Origin of the sequence: Gracilibacillus salitolerans (genome assembly GCF_009650095.1) — a bacterium.
In the GTDB taxonomy this organism is placed as follows: domain Bacteria; phylum Bacillota; class Bacilli; order Bacillales; family Amphibacillaceae; genus Gracilibacillus; species Gracilibacillus salitolerans.
This window is the reverse complement of record NZ_CP045915.1, coordinates 2,974,955-3,001,297: the sequence shown is the minus strand read 5'-3', so window position 1 is coordinate 3,001,297 and position 26,343 is coordinate 2,974,955. Positions and strand designations below refer to the sequence as shown.

At 36.2% G+C, this 26,343-nt stretch carries 32 protein-coding genes; 31 read left to right on the top strand and 1 reads right to left on the bottom strand.

Translation table 11 applies throughout. The features are described 5' to 3' along the window. Position 1: 1 nt before the first annotated feature. The 7 genes from GI584_RS24245 (at position 2) to GI584_RS14345 (ending at position 5,257) form a co-directional block, all read left to right on the top strand. A complete protein-coding gene (locus GI584_RS24245; protein WP_267902825.1) occupies positions 2–136 on the top strand; it encodes a hypothetical protein in 135 nt (44 codons plus the stop codon). Continuing rightward, positions 120–350, top strand: coding sequence for a hypothetical protein (locus tag GI584_RS14375; protein ID WP_153791632.1), 231 nt, complete (start codon positions 120–122; stop codon positions 348–350). The genes GI584_RS24245 and GI584_RS14375 overlap by 17 nt, the downstream gene beginning before the upstream one ends. Further along, complete coding sequence (locus GI584_RS14370) at positions 334–783, top strand: ArpU family phage packaging/lysis transcriptional regulator (RefSeq protein ID WP_153791631.1); 450 nt, start codon at positions 334–336, stop codon at positions 781–783. Before GI584_RS14375 ends, GI584_RS14370 begins: the two co-directional genes overlap by 17 nt. Further along, the gene (locus tag GI584_RS14365) at positions 780–1,322 is read left to right on the top strand and encodes a site-specific integrase (protein WP_153791630.1); all 543 of its coding nucleotides are present in this window, start codon (positions 780–782) and stop codon (positions 1,320–1,322) included. The genes GI584_RS14370 and GI584_RS14365 overlap by 4 nt, the downstream gene beginning before the upstream one ends. 413 nt (positions 1,323–1,735) lie before the next feature. Continuing rightward, positions 1,736–2,185: a GNAT family N-acetyltransferase gene (locus tag GI584_RS14360; RefSeq protein ID WP_153791629.1), complete on the top strand. Its 450-nt coding sequence runs from the start codon at positions 1,736–1,738 to the stop codon at positions 2,183–2,185. Between the two features lie 730 nt (positions 2,186–2,915). Next, positions 2,916–4,187, top strand: coding sequence for a hypothetical protein (locus GI584_RS14355; RefSeq protein ID WP_153791628.1), 1,272 nt, complete (start codon positions 2,916–2,918; stop codon positions 4,185–4,187). A gap of 266 nt (positions 4,188–4,453) precedes the next feature. Then, the gene (locus GI584_RS14345) at positions 4,454–5,257 is read left to right on the top strand and encodes a restriction endonuclease (RefSeq protein ID WP_153791626.1); all 804 of its coding nucleotides are present in this window, start codon (positions 4,454–4,456) and stop codon (positions 5,255–5,257) included. Positions 5,258–5,406: 149 nt separating this feature from the next. Here GI584_RS14345 and GI584_RS14340 read toward each other — a convergent pair whose 3' ends face one another. Next, a complete protein-coding gene (locus GI584_RS14340) occupies positions 5,407–5,631 on the bottom strand; it encodes a DUF2188 domain-containing protein (protein WP_153791625.1) in 225 nt (74 codons plus the stop codon). A gap of 117 nt (positions 5,632–5,748) precedes the next feature. Between GI584_RS14340 and GI584_RS14335 the strand changes: the two genes are divergently transcribed. The 24 genes from GI584_RS14335 (at position 5,749) to GI584_RS14220 (ending at position 26,342) form a co-directional block, all read left to right on the top strand. After that, on the top strand, positions 5,749–5,940 hold the full coding sequence (locus tag GI584_RS14335; RefSeq protein ID WP_153791624.1) for a hypothetical protein: 192 nt from the start codon (positions 5,749–5,751) through the stop codon (positions 5,938–5,940). Positions 5,941–6,042: 102 nt separating this feature from the next. After that, the gene (locus GI584_RS14330) at positions 6,043–6,264 is read left to right on the top strand and encodes a hypothetical protein (RefSeq protein ID WP_153791623.1); all 222 of its coding nucleotides are present in this window, start codon (positions 6,043–6,045) and stop codon (positions 6,262–6,264) included. A gap of 67 nt (positions 6,265–6,331) precedes the next feature. Further along, entirely contained in the window at positions 6,332–6,766 is a 435-nt protein-coding gene (locus GI584_RS14325; protein ID WP_153791622.1) for a hypothetical protein, read from the top strand. After that, entirely contained in the window at positions 6,763–6,993 is a 231-nt protein-coding gene (locus GI584_RS14320; RefSeq protein WP_153791621.1) for a hypothetical protein, read from the top strand. The genes GI584_RS14325 and GI584_RS14320 overlap by 4 nt, the downstream gene beginning before the upstream one ends. Then, on the top strand, positions 6,990–7,427 hold the full coding sequence (locus GI584_RS14315; protein WP_153791620.1) for a hypothetical protein: 438 nt from the start codon (positions 6,990–6,992) through the stop codon (positions 7,425–7,427). The genes GI584_RS14320 and GI584_RS14315 overlap by 4 nt, the downstream gene beginning before the upstream one ends. Before the next feature lie 6 nt (positions 7,428–7,433). Next, positions 7,434–7,685, top strand: a complete 252-nt coding sequence (locus GI584_RS14310) for a hypothetical protein (RefSeq protein ID WP_153791619.1) — start codon at positions 7,434–7,436, stop codon at positions 7,683–7,685. After that, positions 7,682–8,044 carry an HNH endonuclease gene (locus tag GI584_RS14305; protein ID WP_153791618.1) on the top strand — a complete coding sequence of 121 codons (363 nt, stop codon included), beginning with the start codon at positions 7,682–7,684 and terminating at the stop codon, positions 8,042–8,044. The genes GI584_RS14310 and GI584_RS14305 overlap by 4 nt, the downstream gene beginning before the upstream one ends. Positions 8,045–8,172: 128 nt before the next feature. After that, positions 8,173–8,490 carry a phage terminase small subunit P27 family gene (locus GI584_RS14300; RefSeq protein ID WP_153791617.1) on the top strand — a complete coding sequence of 106 codons (318 nt, stop codon included), beginning with the start codon at positions 8,173–8,175 and terminating at the stop codon, positions 8,488–8,490. Next, complete coding sequence (locus GI584_RS14295; protein WP_153792981.1) at positions 8,465–10,249, top strand: terminase large subunit; 1,785 nt, start codon at positions 8,465–8,467, stop codon at positions 10,247–10,249. The genes GI584_RS14300 and GI584_RS14295 overlap by 26 nt, the downstream gene beginning before the upstream one ends. Positions 10,250–10,277: 28 nt before the next feature. Beyond that, complete coding sequence (locus GI584_RS14290; RefSeq protein WP_153791616.1) at positions 10,278–10,463, top strand: hypothetical protein; 186 nt, start codon at positions 10,278–10,280, stop codon at positions 10,461–10,463. 44 nt (positions 10,464–10,507) lie between these two features. Continuing rightward, positions 10,508–11,725 (top strand): phage portal protein, encoded by a 1,218-nt coding sequence (locus GI584_RS14285; RefSeq protein ID WP_153791615.1) that lies wholly within the window; start codon positions 10,508–10,510, stop codon positions 11,723–11,725. 50 nt (positions 11,726–11,775) lie between these two features. Beyond that, complete coding sequence (locus GI584_RS14280) at positions 11,776–12,564, top strand: head maturation protease, ClpP-related (protein ID WP_153791614.1); 789 nt, start codon at positions 11,776–11,778, stop codon at positions 12,562–12,564. A 1-nt stretch (position 12,565) separates the two neighbouring features. Next, positions 12,566–13,807: a phage major capsid protein gene (locus tag GI584_RS14275; RefSeq protein WP_153791613.1), complete on the top strand. Its 1,242-nt coding sequence runs from the start codon at positions 12,566–12,568 to the stop codon at positions 13,805–13,807. 56 nt (positions 13,808–13,863) lie between these two features. Further along, positions 13,864–14,163, top strand: a complete 300-nt coding sequence (locus GI584_RS14270; RefSeq protein WP_153791612.1) for a hypothetical protein — start codon at positions 13,864–13,866, stop codon at positions 14,161–14,163. A gap of 13 nt (positions 14,164–14,176) precedes the next feature. Continuing rightward, positions 14,177–14,485, top strand: coding sequence for a head-tail connector protein (locus GI584_RS14265; protein ID WP_153791611.1), 309 nt, complete (start codon positions 14,177–14,179; stop codon positions 14,483–14,485). Beyond that, the gene (locus GI584_RS14260; protein ID WP_153791610.1) at positions 14,482–14,814 is read left to right on the top strand and encodes a phage head closure protein; all 333 of its coding nucleotides are present in this window, start codon (positions 14,482–14,484) and stop codon (positions 14,812–14,814) included. The genes GI584_RS14265 and GI584_RS14260 overlap by 4 nt, the downstream gene beginning before the upstream one ends. Further along, on the top strand, positions 14,814–15,215 hold the full coding sequence (locus GI584_RS14255) for an HK97-gp10 family putative phage morphogenesis protein (protein ID WP_153791609.1): 402 nt from the start codon (positions 14,814–14,816) through the stop codon (positions 15,213–15,215). Before GI584_RS14260 ends, GI584_RS14255 begins: the two co-directional genes overlap by 1 nt. After that, the gene (locus GI584_RS14250) at positions 15,212–15,544 is read left to right on the top strand and encodes a hypothetical protein (RefSeq protein WP_153791608.1); all 333 of its coding nucleotides are present in this window, start codon (positions 15,212–15,214) and stop codon (positions 15,542–15,544) included. Before GI584_RS14255 ends, GI584_RS14250 begins: the two co-directional genes overlap by 4 nt. A 32-nt stretch (positions 15,545–15,576) precedes the next feature. Beyond that, complete coding sequence (locus GI584_RS14245) at positions 15,577–16,155, top strand: major tail protein (RefSeq protein WP_153791607.1); 579 nt, start codon at positions 15,577–15,579, stop codon at positions 16,153–16,155. A 10-nt stretch (positions 16,156–16,165) separates the two neighbouring features. Then, a complete protein-coding gene (gene gpG / locus GI584_RS14240; RefSeq protein WP_153791606.1) occupies positions 16,166–16,477 on the top strand; it encodes a phage tail assembly chaperone G in 312 nt (103 codons plus the stop codon). Beyond that, positions 16,474–16,656, top strand: coding sequence for a hypothetical protein (locus GI584_RS14235; protein ID WP_153791605.1), 183 nt, complete (start codon positions 16,474–16,476; stop codon positions 16,654–16,656). Before gpG ends, GI584_RS14235 begins: the two co-directional genes overlap by 4 nt. Before the next feature lie 15 nt (positions 16,657–16,671). Next, complete coding sequence (locus tag GI584_RS14230) at positions 16,672–20,130, top strand: phage tail tape measure protein (RefSeq protein ID WP_153791604.1); 3,459 nt, start codon at positions 16,672–16,674, stop codon at positions 20,128–20,130. A gap of 15 nt (positions 20,131–20,145) precedes the next feature. Then, positions 20,146–21,603, top strand: a complete 1,458-nt coding sequence (locus GI584_RS14225) for a distal tail protein Dit (RefSeq protein ID WP_153791603.1) — start codon at positions 20,146–20,148, stop codon at positions 21,601–21,603. Positions 21,604–21,617: 14 nt separating this feature from the next. Beyond that, the gene (locus tag GI584_RS14220; protein WP_153791602.1) at positions 21,618–26,342 is read left to right on the top strand and encodes a phage tail spike protein; all 4,725 of its coding nucleotides are present in this window, start codon (positions 21,618–21,620) and stop codon (positions 26,340–26,342) included. Position 26,343: the final 1 nt, after the last annotated feature.

The window sequence follows — 26,343 nt, the reverse complement described above, 5'->3', positions numbered from 1 at the left end:
GATGAGTGAAAACAAACGAGAATCCATAATTCAACAATTGTCCCTAGTAAGTGGATATAGTGAACAGTACTTTCGTAAATTAACCGATCGTCAATTAAGAAAAGAAATGGAGCGCTATTATGGTAAAGACAATTGAAGAGAATATCGATGAAAATTTACTAGAATTCAGGCGGTACCAGCTTCAATTAAAACGAATAGCGGATGAAGATATAGTAAAAAGAATAAACGTACTTGCTAAGCGACTAATATTTATCGGTTGCTTAGCAAGCCTAATGTATAAACGGGAACATGGTGGAGTATATAGGCAAAAATTGGCTGGGGGAGGAACAAAGTATGAACGTACCATTTAAATTACCTGAGATAGATAGAGAGAAAACTAGAAAAAAAGTAGAATCTATTTTAGAGAATTATCGAATGTATCTCTTAATGGATCCGGAAGACTTTCAACCAAAAATAACATCAACATTTACGATTACACCACCAACACCAAATAATACGTTTCATTCTTCAACAGAAGATACAGCTATTAAACGCATAGACTTGGATAAAAAACGAAAAAATTTTATTCTTTGGGTACAACGTTCGGTAAATAGGCTTTCTCAACAGGAAAGATCAATTATTGTATGTCGATATCTAACGAATGAAGATATATATGATTACGAGGTATATAATGAATTGGGTTTTAGCGAGAGAAAATATTATAGAGTAAAGTCAAGAGCATTTTATAAACTAGCATTTATTATGCGTGTAGAAGTCTATAAATGTGAGGTGAAACAAGCATGAACTTTGTACAACCAATTAGAGACCCTGAAATGATTAGAACCATAAAACAATATTTGAAAAGAAAAAATGAACGTAACTATATTATGTTTCTAGTTGGAATAAATAGTGGCTTGCGAATTTCAGATATTTTAACATTAAGGGTTGCAGATGCAAAACGAGCATATTTTAGTATTCGGGAACAAAAAACCGGAAAACAGAAGAGGTTAGATATTCCTTATTCATTAAAGAAGGAATTAAAGAAATTTACGGAAGGAAAAGAAGATTATCAATTCTTATTTGAAAGTAGGAAAGGAATTAATAAGCCAATTGGAAGAAGTATGGCTTATAAGATATTACGAGATGCTGCAGAATATGTCAGTCTAGAAGAAATCGGCACACATACTTTAAGAAAAACTTTCGGTTACCATTTTTACAAACAAACAAAGGACGTAGCGATGTTACAAGAAATATTTAATCACTCTAGTCCGGATATTACGTTACGATATATTGGTATAAATCAGGATGGAATAGACCAAGCAATGAAAAAGTTTAAAATTTAAGTTACAAGCTTTACATATGATGAGCTGAGACTATTTAATAAGATGAAACAGTTTTCGCTTGATAAAACGACACAAGGTATTCCTAGTTATAAATAGTTCTAGATATAAAGAAAAAAAACTGGAAGTTATATGATTGCTTAATCATATAACTTATAAATGCAATACAATCATAATAATGTACAATTAAATACAACTATGGAAAATAAGAACAACAATTTATTATTTTCTGGTATAATTTTAATATGAATATTTGTGATATTGTGAAGAAATTCACTTAAACTAACGAAGCAGGTTAGTGAAAGAAGCTAAAAAGAAATTTTATAAAAACTAATACTCGCAACGGGTAGTATTAGTTAGATTTATACCAAGATAACAACATATAAATCGGTAAATAACTTTGAGGAGGCATTTTAGTGAACCAACACAAAGTCATAATTAATCAGTATAATCCCAAGTATGCTGCACAAACAGTGGATATGTGGCGAGATAGTAAAGAACAGGCTATTTATCAGAAAGAAATACACAGCTTTGAAAATCACGTTTATTTTTTAAATCATATATTATCTGAACAATTTCAAATAGATCTAGCGTTAATTGATGAAAAAGTAGTTGGAATGATTGCCTATAATGAAAGGGAAATAAGCCAACTATATATTCATATAGATTATCAAGGAATCGGTATAGGTCAAACATTGCTAGATAAAGTTAAAGCACAATCAAGTGGAAAATTAACATTATACACATTTGAAGTAAATGAAAATGCACAAAGATTTTACGAAAAGCATGGATTTGAAATCATTGGTAGAGGTCATGAAAATGAAGAAGATTTACCTGATATTCAATATGAATGGAATTCCAAATAATTGGATGTAATTGGGTTCTTTTGTAATGAAAAAGTTATCGTATACAGTTAATTTAAAATGTAAAAAAGTATACCAACTAGAATTAATAAACGATATGTAATATCGCATTTATACTTTTCAACAAACAGTGCTAAAGTTTAAAAGGGCAATCAATGATTGTCTTTTCTTTTTCGGGAAAATAAATGGAATATTATGTTATTATTTTTACGTAGGGAAGTGAGTTCGTTGGAAATTTTAATCATTTTTATTATAGGGGTTTTGTTCTTAGCTGTTGGAATTATTGATTTTTTCATTAGTTCTAAAGTGCATTGGATAATTAGATTTATCATTAGATTTATTATCATATTTATCGGTATAGGATTTACTTTGTACGCTTTATTAAGGCTTTTCGGATTAGTCTCATCTTAAAGTAACGGGGCGGGCTATTGTTGACGAACCTAAATAATAATGAGAAAAAACTTGGATATAAAATTCCAAGTTTTTTTAATACAGTCCAAATTGTAATTAAGCCATTCTATTTTGCCTCATTAACTTATATGGAAAAACCTCTACCAATTATTAGTTATTTAGGTTATAATTACCCATAAATAACGAATGTGTAATTCATTTTACTTATATTAATAGAATGCAAGCAGGACGTATAGTTCAGTATATATTCGAATTACACACAATATAAGATATGGGTAACTTAACAAGTAGATAGCATATTGTGTTTAGAAAGGGGAACTATATGAATTGGGATAACATATTTAAAATTTTGGGTAAATACACTCAACTAAAACATTATAATAGTATATTTGAGACTCTTAATATTAAGAAAAGTAATTCAAGAGAAAAAATGGCTAACATTCTGTGTGAAAAGGCAACATCAAATGGTTTTTTTGGTCCAGAACTTCCAGAACCAGTGATAAAAGAATGGTTGAATTTGCATCAAATTGATGGGAACAATTATACATTTGTTTATAATTTGCAAGAAAATCTCCCTGAGGGACTTTTATATAATTTATATGCAAACAGAGAGAATTATACACAAATTAACTTATGGGATATAAATCCAGATAACGAGTCAGAAGATTTATCTATAGTCATGCCAAAGTTAAATGATATTTTATTAACAGGAATCTACCAAGATAAGAGTAATGATTCTTATACATTTTCTTTTGTAGCACCAAGTGTTATTTCTGGTTCAAGGATAGATGGTTCTACAAGGTTGTACAAGAAATTATTTTTTTGCCATTGTGTTTTTTATAATAGTTCAAAAAATGTTAAAGTTGTATTGAATCCATCAGCAAATTTACACAATGTCAATGGTGTTAAGAAGAATAGATATGATTGGACACCTATTGCAAACATGATCTTCAACAAGGCTAAGGATTATGTCGGTCAAGCCTTGATATATGCCCCAAAATGGATTCCAGAGGCACTTTACAAGTTTGCTGAGCAAGCAACGAACCATAATAATCCTCAAATTACAGAAGCATCGTTTAAGGCTCAAGAAAGTATTGAGGAGTTTTCAAATGAACTTTTAAAAGTGGCCAACATAGACGTCGATCAAGAACCAGCTCTCCATAATAGACTAATACAAGATATTCAATTTTCTTATGAAGCACAGTTGATGGAAATTCATAAAACAGATGAAGAAGATGGTGAAGAAGTTACCATATTTAAACAACGTTCTGATGGAATTAGTCACATAATTAGTGTAGAATCAACGGAAGAAGGTTTTAGGTCTGGCGCAGCAGCACAAGCAGCTCGAAGATCAAGACAGGATGGACTTATTGACTTATTAGGAGTAAGCTTAAAGACAAATGATAGAGCTTATAAGTTTCTTGTGGAACAAGGAATCGACGCATATTTAATAAGAGGAACAAATACTTTTGTTGAAGAGAGGGTGGTAAACATTGTTATCGATCGACTTAACAAATATAGAGAAGAAATATACTTTGCCACCCAGCGTGATGAGAGCTCTAGAAAAACAAATTTTGGATCTCCGTCCAAGTGATGTTCTTACAAAGCATTTAGTATCTAGACATACACCCATAGATATGGATTTTGCTGAAGAAATCTTAATCGAACTTTTTAAAGAAAAAAAATTAAAAATAATCATAAGAGTTCCTTGTATTGGAGAACAGTATCGGCACTTTATTACATTTAATTCTTTAAAAGAATACTACAAAGCTAACTCTCAAAATACACTGTGTGATCAATGTGATTCCATTATTGAATGGGATAAAGCTGTTGTGGGTTTTAAAAGGGGAATATATAGTAATGTCTAGTTTGAATATGGAGGAGTATACAAAGCTACAAGATTTATTGGCGAGATGTGAAGATAATGAACTTGACCATATTTTTTGGCCAATTTTAGATAATGAGGATGGTTCTCTTCAGAAGTTTAAAAAATTAAGATCCAAGGTGGAAGAGAGTAAAACTTGGAAGAAAGGCCTTAACTGGAAAAAAGGTAGAGTCCTAGAAGACCTAGCAGTCTTTTTATTTGAAAGATTTGATGTTATAGAAGATGTTAAGAAAAACAAGAGAACAGCTGACAATGAAACAGATATTGAAACGACTTTTAGCAGTAAGGCTTTGCCGCCATTTATTAAGATTAATATAGGGTCGAAAATTGTGTGTGAATGCAAAAACTATAAATCAAAATCAATCGACGTCGGTATGGTAACTAAACTTTCTGAAATTATTCCTGATAGAAATGCTAAATTTGGTGTTTTTATCTCAATACTAGGCATGGGTGGTTATGGTTGGAGATATGGTGAAGGCAAGAGAAAAAAGATAATGTATAGCGAAAAAAGACCAATTATTTCTTTTACTTTGGATGAACTTAAGACTTTAGAAGAAGGATCTAACTTCTATACAATGATACAGCAAAAATATAAACTTTTAGTTGATGATGTGGATGATGAATCTGCTGACTTACCGGGCGAAGAGAACATTGAATATACTAAAAGATTGCATGAGACCATAAACCACCTACATAAATGTGATTTAATCAATACTGATCAATATTCAGAAATAATTGGTAAAGCATTAGAAAGATATGGCCCTATAGATGAAGACTAGATTAGAATAATCTAAATGGTTAAGTGCAGAAAAATGGCAGAAAAAGAGAAGAGCATAATAAAAATTATGCTTTATTATTGTAGTATAAGAAATTTCCAAAAGGCATTCACTTCAGATCTAAGTGAGTGCCTTTTTTTGATGATATTTTTTTATCCTTTAGGTGGATAGGTATCATTACCGTGGGAGTCTTTGTCACGGATTCTTCCATCTGGACGATGAATTACAAGTTCAAGACCTTCTCTTTGAGAAGTAGCTCTTGCAGCATTTATAGCTTCTTGCTGGGTAGAATGAATTGATGATGCTTTATCAGATCCACCTTTTTTCACTTGCCATCCACCGTTTGGATGAGGAATAACATGAATTGTCTTTGCCATTTATCCACACCTCCTTTTATAGTCTATTCGACATATAAATTTAAAAATCCTGCAAAATAAGCAGGAGTATTTACCCTTTGTGTCGAAATGGATGTATATAGAGAGGAGGAAAAGTAGATGAATGAAGAAAAATATCTTGATGTAAAAATCGTTGAGGGCGAAGGTTCTTATGCTGATACTGCTAATTATGATGTAGTAAAACTGATGATGAAAGCAGATGTTGTTACTGTTAGAGGTAAATCATTAAGAGTTGAAACAATAGAAGTGAACGAACAAGGTGTAGTAACTTTTCATGGAAAATATTTATAAAAAAGAACCAAAGACGCTGTTAATCGATGGTGTCTTTTAAATTTTAGCGCGGGATCTTTTTGTCTAATAGATTCCTATAGAAGGATAAAGGTGGTAGATAATATGAAAACAAGGATTACTTTGGTTACAAGTGAAACACATAATGTAGATATTAGTGTATCAAAAGTAATAGAGAAAACAACAGATGAATTCGGACAAATATATAACGATTATGTAAAAATCAAAGAAGATTTATGGATAGCACCTGCACACATTGTGAAAATAGAAAGATTAAATGGTAAAGTCGAATCAAATGAAGATGATGATGCAGTAGTACAATATTAAGTTTAAATATTCAAGACATCTCATAACGAGGTGTCTTTTTTAGTACCTGAAAAGGAGCGTGTAGATCATGGCAGTCGATAAGTCGTGCGAAGGTAAAGTAACTACACTTGAATGTATGGAATGTGGTTATCGAGAAGTATTTACAGAACGTCAATTTAAATTTACTGATGGGTTAGGGTGTAATCGTTGCGAGGGTCCAGTTCAACCTGTAATTACTAGATCTGGCGAAGAGGTTAATAACAGGCGAATGAAACAAAAGAAAATAAGTGCTGGAACATTAATAATTACTGCAGATGTTTCCGATACAATCAAAGGATTAAAAGCAGTACAACGTGAAGCGAAGAAAACTACTGCTTCGTTGAAAGAGTTAGAGGAACAACAAAAGAAACATAACACCGATGTCATTATTAAAACACTGTCGAACTTACACAACATTCCAGAAGAAGAAATAAGGAAAAGTGATATGAAAGTTGTGATTAATAAAAAGGATGGTGATAAATGATGGATATTAAAGTAACAGATATACAGAAAACAGAATCATCCATTCTTTATGCGGATGTAAGACCAATGGCACATAAAACTAGTCATACTTATGACATATCTTTTACAACAATTATTCAAGATCACGTTATTAATTCTAATATAACTATTGATTATAGTAAGGATCTATCATTCAACAAGGCGGAACAGATCATTAAGGATATTTTAACCGGTGGTGATCAAACATGAGCGGAAACACAGAAGGATATGTCGTTTACGAATGCTTGCACTGTGGTAAAGAGGAAAGAGTTTTTGTTAAGAAAAAAGAGTATGTAGAAGTCACAGTTTGTCCTGGTTGCAACGGTGCTTTTGTTGATAAATGGTGCACTTTAAAATATAGAAAGGGAGTTCCTAGCAACAATAGTTATGGGAATCCGAAGCACGTTAATGATTCTGGTAGTAAACTATTAGTCATTGAGTTAGATGATATTGATAGTGTACCTCGAGTATTTTATAAAGGCGAAGAAATAAAAAGTAAGATACACGTTGGCTTTGATTATAGAACAAGAGGCGGAAAACCACTTGAAGGTGGTAATGCTATTCACATTGAGCATGCCAATAAAGGTAGCGTGAATGATATTCGTACTGTAAAACATAAGCCTTGGAATTCAGAGGGACGGTGATCTAACATGATAGCACAATGTACCAATTGTGGCATGCCAACAACCATACAGTTCAAAGATCAGGACCATCCGAAAGGAATTAAAGAGACATACTTCAAGTGCCAGCATTGTCATAAACGATTTACCTGCTATGTGACTAATAAGGCAGTACGGGCAAAACAAAAAGAGATAAGACGGACAAGAGATCAAGCTACTCGTGAGAGATTACAACTTGAGGTTAATCAACGAATGAAAGAATTGAAAGCTGATCTAGAATGAAAGTTAATCCATTCCGTTGGAAAAGTACCACCATCTTAACGAAAAAAATGAGGGACGCTTTTTATAAGAGTGGGGTATGGCAAAAGAAAAGAGACACTATACTGCAAAGGGATGAGTATCTGTGCCAGGTATGCATGGAGGATGGAGAGCCGATACCAGCTGATACGGTTCATCACGTTGTCCACCTAAGAGATGATCCAAGCTTAGCCTTGGTAGATACTAACCTGATAAGTGTTTGCTTCGATTGTCATAACGATTTACATCCGGAAAAAGGTTTTGGACAAAAGAAGAAAGAGAAAAATATTTCAAGTAAAATAAAAACGTTTGAAGTAAATGAAAATCCAGAACAAACCTGGTGATATCCCCCCTACCCCCGAAAGTGGGAAGCCTTGATGCTATAGAGCGAAGCACCCCTTCGTGTACACCGCGGAAAAAATTTCATGAAAGGGGGGGTAACACCAAAATTAGCGAGAGGAGGATTTACCAAATGGCGGTTCCAACTGCGAAATTACTGAGAGAATACCTAGGTGATAATTATAAAGAATCGGATGAAGAATTGATTCAAATCTATATAGAAACACATCGGTTTTATCGAAAATTAAAAAAAGAAATCAATAAAACAGATCTTATGTATGAATATACCAATAAAGCTGGAGCGACTAATCTTGTGAAAAATCCTCTCGCTATCGAACTAACAAAAACCGTACAAACCTTAAATAACTTGTTGAAGTCACTTGGTCTAACTCCAGCACAACGAAAGAAGATAGAGAATGGTGGAGATGATGACGACTTCGACAACTTCTAACATTCAGAAGGCGAAGCAAAGTTTTAGTTTTATCACATGGAAAAAAGACCAGGTGAAAAAGGGTAATATTCTCGAAAAGCCATCCGACAAGTTATTAACGACATGGTACGCCGAGCAAGTTGTAAAAGGAAAAATTGTAGCTAGTAAAAATAATATCTCTTCTGCGCGAAGGCACTTAAATGATTTAAAAAGGCAAGGTACTGAAGAATTTCCTTGGATTTTTGTAGAAGAAAAAGGGTACCATCCCGTTAGATTTATTGAAAAATTTTGCAAGCCGTCAAAAGGCGATTATGATAAATTAGTTGCTCAACCGTGGCAGCATTTTGTTATTGGTTCTCTGTATGGTTGGATTCATAAAGATACAAGTATAAGGCGCTTCCGTGAGGGCCTTATTTTTATTGGTCGTAAAAACGGTAAATCCACTTTAATCAGTGGTTTGTCGCTCTATTCTTTTTCAAAAGATGGGGAAAATGGCGCTGATGTTTTCTTGTTGGCCAATACGAAACAACAAGCAAGTATTATCTTCGATGAAGCGAAAGCGATGGTTAAAAAATCGCCGAAACTGAGAAGACAATTTAGACCAACCCGGGATTATATAGCTTACGATAAAACCATTTCTAAGATCGAACCTAGAGCTTCTGATAGTGAAAAGCTAGATGGTTTAAATACGCACTTAGGTGTTTTTGATGAAATCCACGAGTTTAAAGATTATAAATTGATCAATGTTATTAAAAAGTCTCGGGGATCTCGTAAGCAACCTTTAATTTTATACATCACTACAGCTGGCTATCAACTGGATGGGCCATTAGTGAAGTATTATGATGATGGCGCCCAGGTGTTAGACGGAGCTATCCAAGATGAACGTACTTTTTATTATTTCGCTGAATTGGACAATGAAAAAGAATTCGAAAAGCCAGAAACATGGATTAAAGCTAATCCAAACATGGGCGTGTCTCTTGATTTAGATGTACTCATGGATGATTGGGATAAGGATAAGCGGAATCCTGAAGAACGTTCCGATTTTATCACCAAGCAATTTAATATATTTGCGAATGGTAGCAAGGTTCCTTTTATTGACTTTAAAACATTAGAAAAGAACAACAAACACAAAGATATCGAATCGCTTTTAGGCGAAATAGGAATTGGGGGATACGATTTATCTGATTCCGAGGACTTTACCAGTGCTTGTATCGAGTTTCCTTTAATAACTGGTGAGGTATTTGTTTTATCCCATTCATGGATCCCCTTGAAAAAGGTGAAGGAAGGTAATGAAAAAATACCTTACCGAGAATGGGCAGAGAAAGGCTATTTGACAATTGTTGATGAAGAATATATCAACAAAGATATTGTAGAAGAATGGCTAGAAGATCAAGCTGAAAAATATAACGTTGAACTTATAACGTATGATCCAGCAAAAGCGTTTAGGTTAAATAAATCGCTAGAGGATAAAGGTTATGTAACCGAAAAAATAAGACAAGGGTTTGTAACCCTTGGCCCAGCACTTGATGATCTAAAGGAAATGTTCTTGGATGGCAAGGTAATCTTTAATGAAAACCCATTATTGCGTTGGTATATCAACAATGTAGAGTTGGTAAAGGACAGAAATAACAACAGATTACCAACTAAAGCTGGCCGTTATCGTAAAATTGATGGATTTGCAGCTTTACTTAATGCTCATACGAAGGTTATGGAAAAACTAGTTGTTCCTACTGGTGACGGAGATATTGGTGTGGTTAGTATGGCTGATCTTATGAAGTGACACAAAATGCGAAAGAAGGAGTGTTATTATGGATAGAACATTTTTTGTGGTGATTGAAGGAAATGACCCTGTTGTTGTAACTGTTAAGGATGATGTAAACAGACCAAACAATTTAGACTGTGACAGCGTTTTGGAAAGATGGGTTACTGATAAATATAACTTTAGACCATACGATTATTGGGAAATTGATACTTGCAAAAAACAAAATATTTAATGTTGCATTTCGAATAAAAGCCAACTTTGAAAGGTGGTGAAACATTGAAATTCTTCCAACGATTAAAATACTCTTTATACAACGCATATGCAGCGTGGAAGGGGGATGGATTTGACTTTTCTTCTTGGATGGGAAAGACATTTTGGGGTATTGATAATTCCACCTTAGCAACAAACGAAACGATTTTTAGCGCAGTAACCAGGCTTTCTAATAGTATGGCTACATTGCCATTAAAGCTGTATCAAAACTATGAAATGAAGCAAAATAGCGCATCAGATGTACTTATTAATGATCCAAATCCAAATATGACTGGGTTTGAATTCATTCGAAATCTTGAAACGCAAAGAGATGAAAAAGGGAATGGATATGCTCTTATTGAACGTGATATAAGATTGCAACCATCAAGGCTTACCTTAATACATCCAGATTATGTGGAGCCAGTTATCGAAAGAAATAGTAAAGAATTATGGTACCAGGTTTTAGGTGAAGACGGAAATCGATATTATGTGCATAACATGGAAATGTTACACATTAAGCATATTGTTAGTTCTAATAGTTTAAAAGGAATCAGTCCGATCAATGTATTACAAAACGCGAATGATTTTGACAAAGCGGTTCGGGAATTCAGTTTAAAGGAGATGCAATCGGCTCCTAATTCATTTATTTTAAAGTACGGCGGCAACCTGGATACCGAAAAGAGACAGCGAGTAATTGATGATTTTAAGCGATTTTACAAGGACAACGGCGGCATTTTATTTCAAGAACAGGGGGTTGAGATAACCCCCATAGAAAGAAAGTATCTTGCAGCTGATACGTTAGTAACAGAGCGTATCACTCGTTCCCGTGTAGCCAATGTTTATAATATGCCTGTAACTATGCTTAATGACACTGAAGGGCAAAGCTATTCAAGTAATGAACAGTTAATGCGAATGTATGTGGACCTCACTCTAATGCCGATTGTAAGGCAATATGAACAAGAATTTAATAGAAAGCTACTTACACCAGCTGAAAGAAAAGCTGGTTTTTATTTTAAATTTAATACAAAGGCATTATTGAGAGCTGATACATCCACACAAGCGGATTATTATACGAAAGCAATTAGGAGTGGGTGGTTGAAACCAGATGAAGTAAGACAATTAGAAGATCAACCACCTGAAGGCGGCAACGCTGCTAAATTGTGGGTGTCTGGTGACCTTTATCCAATTGATATGGATCCAAGTAAAAGGAAGTCAACTAACAATAGCACTAATAACGAAGATTAACACGCTTAATGCGTGTATTTTTTATGCACTTGGAAGGAGGTGTGGGTTAAGTGAGGAATCGACAATTAAAATTGAACCTACAACATTTTGCTAAAAAGCAAAAGTTTTGGAGTATGAAGATGTCTGCTAACCAAGAAGATTCAGCGGATATTTTTATTTATGGCGACATTGAACGCTATCAATGGTTGGAAGAAGATACAACCGCATCTAGTTTTAAGCAAGACTTAGACGCACTAGGCGATGTTTCGAACATCAATGTACACATTAATTCACCTGGTGGTGCTGTGTTCGAAGGAATCGCCATTCACAATATGCTAAAAAGCCATTCTGCAACAGTGAATGTTTTTGTAGATGCGCTGGCTGCATCGATCGCTAGTGTAATCGCAATGGCTGGTGATCAGATTCATATGTATAAAAATTCTATGATGATGATCCATAATGCATGGACGATTGCGCTAGGGAATTCCAATGAATTGCGTAAAAAAGCGGATGATCTAGACCGAATTAATCAATCAGCTGTTCAAAGTTATCTTCAAAAGGCAGGCGAAAAGCTAAATGAAGATAAATTAAAGCAATTGTTGGATGATGAAACTTGGTTATCTGCCGAAGAAGCGCAAGAAATAGGTTTAAACGATGTAGTGCTAGAAGAAAACCAAGCAGTAGCATCCGTAAGTGAAGATTTATTCAAGCAATATAAAAACGTACCAAAAGTTCTTCAAAAGAAAGTGGATAAACAAGAAACAGGTATTTCTGAAGAAGAAATGGCACGAAGAAATAAAATAGCTGAACAATCAAAGCAAAATTCAGCATTAATTCAAGATATATTAGGAGGAATTTAACATGGCAAAAAGTAAAGCATTATTGAGATCTGTGCAACAACGTCAAAAAGGGCAATGGTTGCGCCTGAATAACCTACAGTATTTCGGTGGAAAGAAAACACTTTTTGAATACAAGCAAAATATGACCACAATTGGTCAACAACTTCAAAAAGTGGAAGATGAGCTAGCGGATGCAGCTATCGATACTTCTAAATCAACGGAAGATATTCAAGCACTTCAAAAGTCACGGGATGATTTAAAACAGCGTTTCGATGTAATTAAAGAGCAGCACGATCAAATTGAAGCTGAACAAAGAGCAAAATTTGAACAACAAGAGAATCTTCAAACCATTAAGGATCCAAAACAAAAAGTGATTGAAGCAAAAGCAGAAATGGTTCGTTCCACTATGACAGGGAAACCAATCTCTAATGATGTTCGACAAGCGTTAGGTGATAACACTGATCCTTCAACTGGTGGAGAGAAATTACTACCTAAGACTGTTTCCAATCAATTGATTCATGAACCATTTGTTAAGAATCCATTGCGTGATATCTCCGTGTTTACGCAAGAAACCAACTTAGAAATTCCGAAAATTGCATTCCAATTGGATGACGACTCATTTATTGGAGACACAGAAACTGCTAAGGAAATGAAAGCGACTGGTGACAGTGTTACGTTTGGTCGTCATAAGTTTAAAGTGTTTGTGCCGATTTCAGAAACTGTATTAAACGGCAGTGCAACAAATTTAGTTGCAACTGTTGATCAGGCATTAGAGTCCGGTTTATCAGCCAAAGAGAAAAAGGTTGCGTTTGCTACAACACCAGCAACTGGTGAAGAGCACATGTCCTTCTATTCTACTCAAAATGCAATCAAAGAAGTGAACGGGGAGTCAAAATATAAAGCAATTAAAGCAGCTATTGCAGATTTACACGAAGATTTCCGTGATAATGCTAAAGTGGTAATGCGTTATGTAGATTACATGGACATTATCGAGGTGTTAGCCAACGGTAATGCATCTCTATATGGTGCACAACCAGAACAAGTCTTAGGTGTACCTACTGAATTCGTGGATGCTGCTACAGATCCTATCGTTGGTGACTTCGCTTATTCTCACTTTAACTACGATCTTCAGATGTTACGTGATCGTGACAAAGATGTGAAAACAGGTGTTGAATTGTTTGTGTTAACAGCTTGGTTAGATCACCAAATCAAGCTAAAATCTGCATTCCGTATTGCGAAAGTGTCTACAGAACCAGAAGCTTAATGGATGAGGGGTAATTATCCCCTCTTTAAATAATTTAAAACGAGAGGTGAATTTAAATGGTAAAAATTAAAGCAGATAAAAGATTTAGAGATCGCATCACAAAAAAACCAATTAAAGCAGGTACAGTTGTCGAGGCTGACGAGGAACGGTTAGAACTTTTGAAAAAGCACAAGATCAATTATGAAATCGTTGAGGAAAATAAAGGAGATTCCATTCTTGACGGGAATGTTTCTGAAGTTGTTGAAAGACTAGTAGATTTAGAATCGGAACAAGTTTCTGAATTAATTGAGAAAGAAAAAACAGGAAAAGCACGTAAAGGTGTTTTGGAACATTTAGAATCATTACTTGCTGAATAGGAGGTAATGAGTGATGGCATTGCCAAGTGTTGAAGAAGTAGCGAGATACTTAAGAATAGAAGACATTATCGAAAATGAAGAGGAAGAAAAGAACTTCCTTGACGATTTAATAGAGGTGGCAGTTGAAGAACTAGACGATTCAGGAATCAAAGATCAATCAACTAAAAGTTATGGGATGGCTATCAAATTATTGGTTGCCAATTATTATGAAGAGCGTCGTCCGCAGGTCATTGGTACAGTGACTGCTAACTTAAAATTCAGTCTGGAACGTATCATTTTACGGCTTAAAGCTCGTGAATTGCCGGCAGGTGATGAAGAATGAACGCAGGAAAATTAAGAGAAAGACTCAAATTTCAAATACCTGCAGGTGAAACAAATGAAAATGGATTTCCTATCACTGAGCCAACTCACTATAAAACGGTATGGGGCGGATTAAAAACCTTACGAGGAAATCGATTCTATGCTGCAGCACAAAACAACATGGAAAATAATCGTGAATTTACTATTCGTTATCAAAAGTCTCTAGATGAAAACGAGAGACCGAATAACCTAACCGTTGTGTGGAATAAAAAAGAGCATGAAATTGTATCGATTGAAAATGATGATGGTTTAAATGTTTCCATGACCGTTGTTGTGAGGTCGTTAGCATAATGGACTTAAGATTTGAAGGTCTAGATGAGTTATTGCGAGAAACTGAATTAATTGAATTGGCTCCTAGTCGTGTTAAGAACCGTGCTTTGAGAAAAGCTGGTGATTTGTTACGTGATCGTATGAAAGAAGAAGTATATAACCACGGACTTGAGCCATATTCAGGAGAAGCACAGGAGTCTATTGTGCGCACTGAACCCAAAAAGGGAGAGGTGATGGTAGGTACTGAAGGTGGAGTACAACAGCCTGGATACTATCTATACATGCACGAGTTTGGTTATTATAATGTGATGGCTAAGAGGTTTATACCACCTAAACCTTTTGCTAGTATTTCTTATGAATTGAGCAAAGGTCAAATATTAGATATTTATGTTGAGGAACTAAGGAAGGAGCTGAAATTGTGAGTATTAAAAAAATATTACGTGAAGCGCTCCTTCCTATAAATATTCCTGTATCTGCTATGACTAATAACAATAGTGATGATGAGTACATTGTGTATAACGAATACAATCAAGCATCCGCATTAAATGCAGATGATGATGAATTATCTACCAAATATTTTTACCAGGTAGACGTTTATTCAACAGGCGACTTTACTGACATTGTAGAAGAAGTAAAGGATCGATTAAAGGTTGTTGGATTTAATCGGATATTTGAAAGTGAAACATATGACAATGATGCTCAGAAATTTAGAAAAATATTACGTTTTAGTTATGCAACCGACATTGAGTAGGTTGTTATTTTTATTTAAGGGAGGAAAACAAAATGGCAATTAAAGGTTTAGACATGTTACATTATGCAATTATTGAATCAGAAGATAGTACAAGTACTACTTATGGTGAAGTAAAAGAATTTGGTCCTGCAATGGCATTAAATTTACAGCCAACCATTAATCGAGGAAACTTACGAGCTGATGACAAGGTATTGTTTTCAGATTCATCCAAAGGACCAATTACGGTAGAGGTAAACACTGCTTATCTTGAAAAAACGGTTGAAGCGGATGTACTTGGAAAAGAAGCGGATGCTAATGGTGGTATTTCAGATGCTGCTAGTGACAATCCACCTTACATCGCAATTGGAGGTAGAGCAAAAAGTGCGCGTGGAGGTTATGAATACTTTTGGGTCTATCGTGTAAAATTGGCACCTGCAGAAGAAAACAAACAGACAGAACAAGATACACCAACTTATCAAACACCAAACCTATCTGGTGAAGGATTACCACGTCTTGACGATGGTCTTGAAAAATACAAACTATGGGATCAAGACCCTGACGTTTCAGATACAAGTATAATCGATGAATGGTTTACCGAAGTGATTGATAAAAATTGGGCACCAACAGTATAGGGGGTAAAATATGAAAATCGATCTAGTAATTGACGGAAAAACAAAAACATTTACTACACCGTTTGTGCCTATGTTGGCCAGAAGAAAATATTTTGAATTAATGTCTAAAATTGAAGATAGTGAAGAAGAAACACCAACTCATCAACAACTATTAGACGAGGAAGATGAATTAAATTCAATTCTATCTGATATTGTATTCAGCAAACAATTTACACTCGAGCAATTGTATGCTGGTGCTAGTAAACAATATGCTGACGAAAAATTAAATGAAGCAATATCTGGAAAAATAAAAAGTGAAAAGGGAAACGAGAAGGGGGAGTGACGTTTAAAGAAGCGTACACTTCCCTTAAACAGTTATATAAAAAATTAATGTTTCCGGAAAATAGATATGCACATAAATGGACGCTAGCTGAAATCGATCAGTTAGACGTCCATTTTTTTGAAGAATTAATGTGCACAGAAAAATATGAACCGGAAGTTTATCTATCTGATGTGTGGTAGTTAGGAGGTGGGAAATTGGCTACAAGAGACGTTGGTAATTTAAGAACTAGGTTATCCTGGGAAGATGAAGGAGCTACAAGATCATTAAAAGGTTTTGAAAAAGATTTAAAAGGTCTCCGTTCAGAAATGAATCTTGCTCGATCAGGTGGCAAAGAATATACGAATAGCCTAAAAGGTCTTAGACAACAGTCTGATATTTTGACTAGGAGATTCAGAACACAAGAAGAACGGGTAAAAGAATTAAGAAAACGATATGATGAATCTGTCCAGGTAAAAGGTAGAGATGCAGAGCAAACACAAAACCTTGAAAATGAATTACGTAATGCTACTGCACAAATGAACCGTACTGAAAACCAATTAGAACGCGTTAATACCAGGATAGAAGAACAGATAAATCCGTGGAAACGACTTGGTCGCGAAATGGATGACGCAGGTCAGCAAATGCAAACAATTGGTCGAGGTATGACGGACTTTGGTAAAAATTATTCGATGCGTGTTACTGCGCCAATTGTTGCCGGTGGTGCTGCAGTATTTAAAGCTTCTATGGATTTTGAATCAGCATTTGCTGGTGTAGAAAAAACTGTAGAGGGAACTGAACAACAACTTTCTACAGTTAGGCAAGAAATAAGAGATATGGCTAAGGATATTCCTGCGACCACAGAGCAGATAGCATCGGTAGCTGAATCAGCCGGTCAATTGGGTATTGTTACAGAAAACGTTACTGATTTTACAAAGACCATGATTGATTTAGGCGAAGCAACAAACATGACTAGTGAACAAGCAGCTACTGAATTTGCTAGATTTGCTAATATTGTTGGAATGAGCCAAGATGATTTTGACAAGTTAGGATCCGTGATTGTTGACCTTGGTAATAATCTAGCAACGACAGAATCTGAGATCAGTAGTATGGCCATGCGAATAGCAGGTGCAGGTACTCAAGTTGGATTGACCGAATCAGAAATATTAGCTTTTTCGGGTGCACTATCATCTGTGGGTATTGAAGCGGAAGCTGGTGGTTCAGCTTTTAGTAAAGTAATGGTAAATATGCAACTTGCAGCTGAAACAGGCGGAGATAGCCTTGATAATTTTGCGAAAGTAGCTGGTGTATCAGCTAAAGATTTTAAAGATGCTTATGAACAAGATGCTACTGGTGCCATTATTAGCTTTATCGAAGGTTTATCTACTGCAGAAGATCGTGGACTTTCAGCTATCGGTATTCTAGATGAAATGGGTATTAAGGAAGTTCGTTTACGTGATACTTTATTACGTGCTGCAGGAGCAACAGAAGTATTTAATGATGCAATAGAAATTGGTTCTGGAGCTTGGAAAGAAAATACTGCCTTAACCGAAGAAGCGGAAAAGCGTTATGAAACAACAGAATCGCAAATGCGTATAATGTGGAACAGAATTAAGGATGTTGCTATAAGTTTGGGTGACGCACTTGTTCCAGCTGTCATGGATGCGATAGATGCAGCAGAACCATTTATTCAAAAGATAGAAGATGGAGCAGAAGCATTTGCGGACATGGATGAAGAGCAACAAAGAACAATTTTAAAATTGATTGGTTTAGCGGCTGCTATTGGACCGGTTAGTGTTGGCCTTGGTGGCATGACTACCACAATAGGCGGTTTATTAAGAGTTGGTGGTAGTGTATCAACTATGCTTGGACGAGCTGGTGGTGCCGGTTTAATTGGTAGAATTGGATTATTAGGTTTAGGTGGTCCAGTCGGATTGGCTGTTGGCGGTGTAGCAGCATTAACTACAGGCGTGTATCTATTAAACGAGCAATCTAAAGAATCCACTGAAGAAGTTTTGAATTCTATTGAAAAACGCAAGGAAGAATTAGATACCCTAGACGAATTAGTATCTCGGTATGAAACGCTCAAGGAGAAAAACAAACTATCTACAGATGAAGTTTTGCGCTATATGGACATCATGACAGAACTAAAAGATGCTAAGACCGAGAAAGCAATCGAAGCATTAACGAAAGAGCAAGAAGGATTATTAGAGAAATCAGGGTTTACAAATCAAGAAATGGAAGAATTCCTTGAGTTAAATGGAGAAATAGTAGAACAAACACCTTCTAAAGTGCAAGCCATTTCCGAACAAGGCAATGCTTATGTTGAAGTAACAGAGAAGGTTAAGGAATTAAATGAAGCTGAAAGACAACGGCTGTTAGATGACACTTATGTAGCGATTAAAGATCGCTTAGATGAACATAAGAATAATCTAGAAGATCAACGGGAGTTACAAGCTGAAATCAAGGAATTAGAAGGGGAAAGATCATCTACTATTTCCGAAATTTCTTCTGTTACTGATGATTTAAGAGAAAAAGATTTAGAAATTCATTCTTTACGAGAAAAAATCAGAGATGCGACTGGTGAAGAAGCAATTAAATTGTCTGAAAAATTGCTACAGTTAGAAGATGAGAGAGATGTGCTCGATTCTGTCCGTGAAAAGCATGACCAACAAATTGATCGAATAGATAAACAGATAGGTAAAAAGGAAGAATCCTTAGGTAAAACCAAAGAAGAAATTGAAGCCTATAATGATTTGCTTTATGAATACGAAGCTATCATTTTATCACAACTTGATTTAAACGCAGAACGCGGCGAAGGTGTTCTTAAGTTAGAGGAAGAAATTAGTAAACTGAATGAGGCAAAAAAACAGTTAGAAGATAACAAAGAAGAAGGCAAACTAACGACTCAAGAGTATCAAGAGCAAGTCAAAGAAATTGATGAACAAGTCGGTAATTTACGTGATGCCAAAAGAGAATTAGAAAATATCGTGGATATTGCTGATACCAATGTTTATAAAGATAGAAATCGGGACTTGGCAAAGAATAAAAGAACTATTGATGACATCAAGAAAAGTAGCGAACTAGTCAACGAAGTTTTAAGTAAAGACATTGACAAAGATGTGGACGTAGACGATAACGGCACAGCTGAAAAAGTTCATGATGAAGCAACTAAGAAAGGCGACAAAACTGTTGATGTGAGTTTAGCTAGACGTAATAACATTTGGGATTTAGTTCCTAGTTCTATTAGTGTAGGTGTTGACTTAATTGGTGGTGCTTTGGGTTTTGCGAAAGGTACTGATTCACATCCAGGAGGTAGATCTTGGTTAGGTGAAGAAGGTCCAGAACTTGTGCGATATGGCAGTAAATGGGCAATGGCTAATTTTGGTCTTTATGATGATGTGCCTCGAGGAGCACAAGTATTCACTCACGATGAATCTAAGAAAATACTAAGATCATTAAACAATACACCTGGCTATGCTGAAGGTATCAGTCCAACTGGTGAAGCGGATCGGATTGCTAATAGGTTAAGTCAACCACAACAATCACAAGGACAAGCAGTTATTTACACGACTGTCATTAATCAGATAAACGGCCGAGAAGTAAGTAGAGAAATCTATCGAGATATTACCGAACTTCAAGAACGAGATCGAGAAATTGAAAGTAGCTTTAAGTAGGGAGGTGATAATCACATGACAAAGATCACATTTAACGGCATAACAAAACCATGGCTACATGCTTTGGAAGGTAGACAAAAATCACCTTTCCCACCAGTCAATAATAATTTGCTACGTGTATCAGGAATGCCAGGTGCTTATGTAGAATCAACCGATACAGATATTTTATACATTACTCAACCAATCGGTTACGTTGTAAAAGATGATGAAGACGCACTAGCTAAAAAAGATGAACTAGCTGAATGGTTTATCACTAAAGAGACAGTACCTTTAGAATTTAGTGATGAACCAGGTCGCACTTATTATGCAAAGGTTGAGGGTGGCATTTCCGACTTTAGAAAGTTTTCCAATCAACGAAAAGGTACCGTTACATTTGTTTGCCCTGATCCATACGGCTATAGCAAGGAGAAACAAGCAACCTTCCCATCTGATACAGTTACTTTAACTAATCAAGGCACCGCTGAAGCAGATCCTATATTTGAATTAGAAGTATTGGAACCTGTTACATTTGCTATGATCCAGAATCACTTAGATCAATATGTCATGATTGGACAGCCTGTCGATGAAGATGGAAACGAGGAAATCGTTGATACAAAAACAAGTGTACTTTATGAAAACGGAAGCACAATTGACGATTGGAGTACCGCTAATCTGGATATGGTTGATTCCAATTTTATTGATATATCAGGAGCTATGGGCGCAGATGGTTCGGGTGTTAGACCGACTAATTTTGGTTCAGGAGATAAAATGCACGGACCTGCCGTTTTTAAAGAGATTTCCAATGCTATACAGGACTTTGAAATAGAAGCATCTTTAGACATTAACTCAGAAAGAGAAATTGAAAACTGGAGAATGGAGATTTATTTTCAGGATGAAAATATGAATATGCTGGGCAAATTAGGTGTTAAGGACAATAATAGAAACTATTTGCGTAGGCATGGGCTTGGTCGAGTTGGGCCATATGAAGACAGTACCACTAGGTATGCTATCAGCTCATCAAACTACTTGTATGATGATTCAAGGGATTTAACTTTGATGTATTTACGAGTAAGAAGAGAAGGAAAAAGATACACATTTTATATTGCGCAATGGTTCAACTTAAAACACACAAGAGCGCTCACAGCGACTTACAATGATGTAAACAACAACTTTCAAGGTCGCTTAAAATACATCACACTATTTATCGGTAAATATCAAGATAGACCAACGCCGTCACGAGTCAGGATGAACAGTGTTGAGGTATTTGAATTAAAAACAACAACTGAAGACCAAACACCTTATATCGTCTATCCAGGTGACATTATCACGTTTGATCACAAAAATGAAGAGACGCTTTTAAACGGAGAAGATGCAACCGACTTAAAACAGTTTGGGGCATCTTATTTTAGTTTGGCCAAAGGTGAGAATCAATTGATTGTGCATCCGGGAGAAAGCTTCAACACTGGTGTTAGATTCCGCGAACGTTACAAGTAAGGAGGTAATCTTATTTGATTCATATTACAGACAAGCAGAATGACGGAGTACTAGGGTTCATTTCAGAAAAGAATTTCACAGACAACTTGCACAAACAATCACTACAAGATTATCTGAGTACCTTCAATTTCTTAACGTTCGCGGATAAGAAGTATTCAGAGCACCTAACCAAATTAAACCGGGTGATTATACCTGCAGAAGATCAAGGCTATCATGAATTTATCATTGACCAGGTAGAAAAATATCGAGATCGTACCGGTTTAAAATCAGAAGTTCAGACATTAGGCAGCTATCTATTGCTGAAGAAAGCAAAAGTAATTAAACCTCAAACGTTAGAAGAATACTCAGCGTCTATGGCAGTCGGATTTGCAACCAATGGAACAGAATGGCGACCAGGTATTATAGAAAGTGATGGCGTTCGAACGTTTAAGATTGAATCACATACAAACCCTTTTTCTCTCTTAAAACGCATAGCGAATGAATTTGGCTTAGAGTTACGATTCCGTGTAGAGACAGACGGCAATAAAGTGACTGGTCGTTATGTTGACCTATTAGATCGAGTAGGTGTGTGGCGTGGTCGAGAGATTACGTTTGGAAAAGATCTAGAATCTATTAGACGTATTGAGAAAGGCGAAATTTTCACTGCGTTAATTGGTCTTGGTCCTGAAGATGAAAACGGCAACCGATTAGAAGTATTAGTGGAGGATGAAGATGCACTGCAACGTTGGGGGCGTCCAGATCCTTTAACTGGTGAACTTAAGCATTTAATTGGAACATATGAACCACAGTCAGAACGATCAGACATGACAGAGGAAGAACTAAGGCAATATACACGTACCGAGTTAGATAAGCGTATCAGTGCGGTAATTGAATGGGTAGCCAACATCATTGATCTAGAACATGTACCTGGTGTAGAAAATAAGAAAATCCGATTTGGTGACACGATCAAAATTAAAGATGAAAAATTTAATCCACCTCTTTACGTTGAAGCCAGGGTTCATGAACAAGAACGTGATATCAAGAAACGCTCTAGAAAACGTGTGAAGCTTGGTGATTTTGAAGAATTTACCGAGGAAGAAGTAAATGCCGTTTGGCAAAGACTACAAGCTATCATCCAAGAGAAAATCAGCATGTCAGAGTTTGAAGAGTTAACATACACCAAACCTGAAATCGACGAGAAAGACAAACCTGGTAACGACGCAGCAGACAAAATAGAAACGGATGTAGGCTGGACAGAAGTCATTGAAACCGAGCAAGGGTCACAATCTAAAGCTGATCAAGCAGAGGAAAACGCCAATAATCACACTGACCAAATAAAACAGGACATTGATCAAGAACTGCTGGATAAAGCAGGACTTGAGTATGTAGATGGTCAATTAGTATTAAAAGCGGATAGTGAAACGGTCCAGACTATTAATAATACGGTTAGTGATCTTGAAACTACTACGGATAATTTACTTATCGATGTGGCGAATAATGCGCAAGGTCTAAGTGATCAAGATGGTCGCGTTACAACCGTTGAGACTGATTTAGATACAGTAGAGGGGCAGCTTAGTTTAGCAGTTACCGATTTAGAATTATTGGAAAACGAGGTAAGCACGCAAGGTACGCAGATTAGTGCTAATTCCGAAGCTATCAGTCTTAAAGCCGAAGCGAGTGTAGTTGAGGTGTTGCAGGATGAGTTTGATGCGTTGACTATTGGCGCTAGGAACATTATAAGCGGAACCAGTGATGAATTTGAGATATACAATGCTACTTCATCTTGGGCTGACTACAGACCTTATGGATCGGTAGAAGGGATGCCTGGTCAAGTCTATACGGCTCGTGTATATTTGAAGTCTGACCCTAACAATATTAAAGATGTGGGCATGCGAATAAGAACTCAAGACGATGATGGAACATGGGCTTCTAGTACAGACTTTAATGGTAATTGGATAAAACCAGGGGAAGAGGGATATTCAACAGTAACTTTTACCATGCCAGAAAACAGGACTAAGATAGTTCCGTTCATAATTAGATTTGCATCGAATGAACTGGTCGAAAGTTATGTTGAGTATAAAGAAGCTAAACTAGAAAAAGGTAGTAAACCATCAGACTGGACTCGTTCTCCAGAAGACGTCGCATCTGATATTTCAGCAGTAGAGTCAAGCGTTACCGACATATCTGCAGATTTAGAGATAATGGCTGGTCAAATTGAAGCTAAGGCTGAGAAAAGTTCTCTTGAGAATCTAGAGGGTGATGTATCTAACCTATCTAGTGACGTAGGTCAGTTGACTGTGGCTTATGATGGGATTAGCGCTAACGTTAGTAGTTTGCAATCAACCACGGATGGTCACACATCAGATATTAGCAATTTAAGCTCTCAACTAGACATACAAGCAGATCAAATATCTAGTAAAGTCTCACAAACCGAATTGAACAACATACAAACAGGGTTCAGAAACATATGCCCTACTAATTTCGGCGATTGGGAATCTGGACATTACAGCACAACTGATGGAGAAAAACAAGCTCAAGGACCTAGGTTGAGATTGAAAGATCTTTTAAGAGTATCTCCTGGAGAATCATATTACTTCAAAATATTTAGATCTGGAGAAGCAGAGTTGAACGGCCTACGATTCGTAATACGTGGGTATGATGTCGATCGAAACTTCATAGGTACCAAATCCACAACCGCCGATGCTTCGATGACTATGACTATGAGTGAGGGAGATCTATATTACATTTCAGTAGCTCTATGGGACGGTCCTAGTCCTGATAGTTATGATTGGTACAGGCAGCAGTTCGAGCAAGGAAATATTAAACCTCTAATATGTTTAGACAGTTATGGAGACAGGACGTTTGAAGAACATTATTCTAATATCGCTAGTTCTAGGATAGATAATTCAGAATCGTCTATTATTCAACTATCTAATCAGATCGAATCCAAGGTTAGTGAAACAACGTACAACAGTGACATGGCTAGCATAAACGAAGACATATCCCAAAGAGCTATGGAGTATAGCGTAGACATGCCTATGACATCTTCTGAGGATTACGTCATATTATTATGTAGATTTGATTTAACTGGTCAGGAAAACTTCGCAATGGGAACTTTAAGTGGTAGAAGGACTTCTGGACACTACAGCGTTGGTGAGGTTAAAGTCATATTTAACAACGATACTAATGGTACTTCTCCATCAGGATATTTTGAAGCTATTGATGTTCAGTATACTAATTCTTGGTCAATGGTGACCTGTGTTTATGATGGTAGAGAATACGTGGCGTTGAGACATAAGCCTGGAAACCAATTCGGTCTATGGAACAACAACCCTAAGTTCTATGGACAAATCGGATCAAGTACGAGTAGTACCATGCTTATAGCTATGCACACAAGCTCAGTATCGAATGTTAGTACGTTCAATTCAACAGGTAATGTTAGCAGTCCTATATTGCGAGCTGAGTCATCAATCACGCAACTGTCCAACCAAATAGAAATGAAAGTTGAAGAAAACGATGTACGTTCTATATTCACCCAAGAAGCAGACTCGTTCACATTCGAAGCAAGTCAAATAAACTTCGACGGTCATGTATTTGGTGAAGATGCCACCTTTATTGGAGAGATTTCCGGTGCTAGATTCTATAGCGGGGACAATTTTAGATGGATTGAGATAGAAGGGAGTAAGCTTACGTCTGTCGGTACTTTTCACGATGAAATATACGGTACAACAGACGGTGTTGTGACATTAGAAAGTGGCAGATTTACAATAGACTCAACTTCTGACTCAACACAAAGTATTGTTTCTGCATCTTCCAGGGGTTTAATTGTTAGCTACGACGATGAGTTATATGGGTATGAAGGAGTATTATATTCAAGATCAGGTATGTTCTTTAGTGTTAATGAAACCCCAGTGAGTATAAGTGACGATTTACCTCATGTCAGAAGGTACCCTGGCGGTTCTATAAATATCAATTCGGTGGACTCTCGTGTTGATTGGCCTCTAAGGTTAGAATCTGCAGGAAATATCCGAATGGTCTCTGACGGTGATGTGGAATTTCGTGTCTCGAGTGTTTATGATAGTTTAGTGCTTCGAAGAACAGACGTGAGTGATGAGTGGAAAGTTGGCCTACCTAATAGCGATTATACAATTGCGTATGGTGACATTGAAACTCAGAGCAACAGAAGGCTAATTATCCACCAAGAAGAAAATGCCGTGGACATTGGGTATGATAAAAGTGGTTACTTGAGATCCGGGTATATTGATTTCTCCCAAAGTGGCAATACTTCAGGATATCTTGGTGTAACGACAAGACTTCGTGTTACGGACGGTGATTTTTGGACAGGATCAAGTACGACTCATTACCAACCTATAAATGCTAGTTCTTTTAATGAATCTTCGTTAGAAGAAATGAAACAAGATATAGAAAGAATGGAGATGAGTGCGCTTGGTATTATAAAAGAAACCGACTTATACAGCTATCGTTTGAAAAATGAAGTTGCAAGAGGGATTGACAATACAAAGTATGGTGTTGTGATTGGTGTTGGGTATAATACACCACATGAAATACTAGACGATGAGGCAGAAGCTGTTTCTCAATATAGCATGAATACTTTCTCATGGAGGGCTATTCAAGAACTAAGCGAAGTTCGTGATGATCATGAACACAGAATTGATATGTTAGAAATGGAAGTTTTTCATTTAAGAGAAGAAAATGATCAACTCATTAACAGATTAAATAAATTAGAGGAGGCAGTTTAAG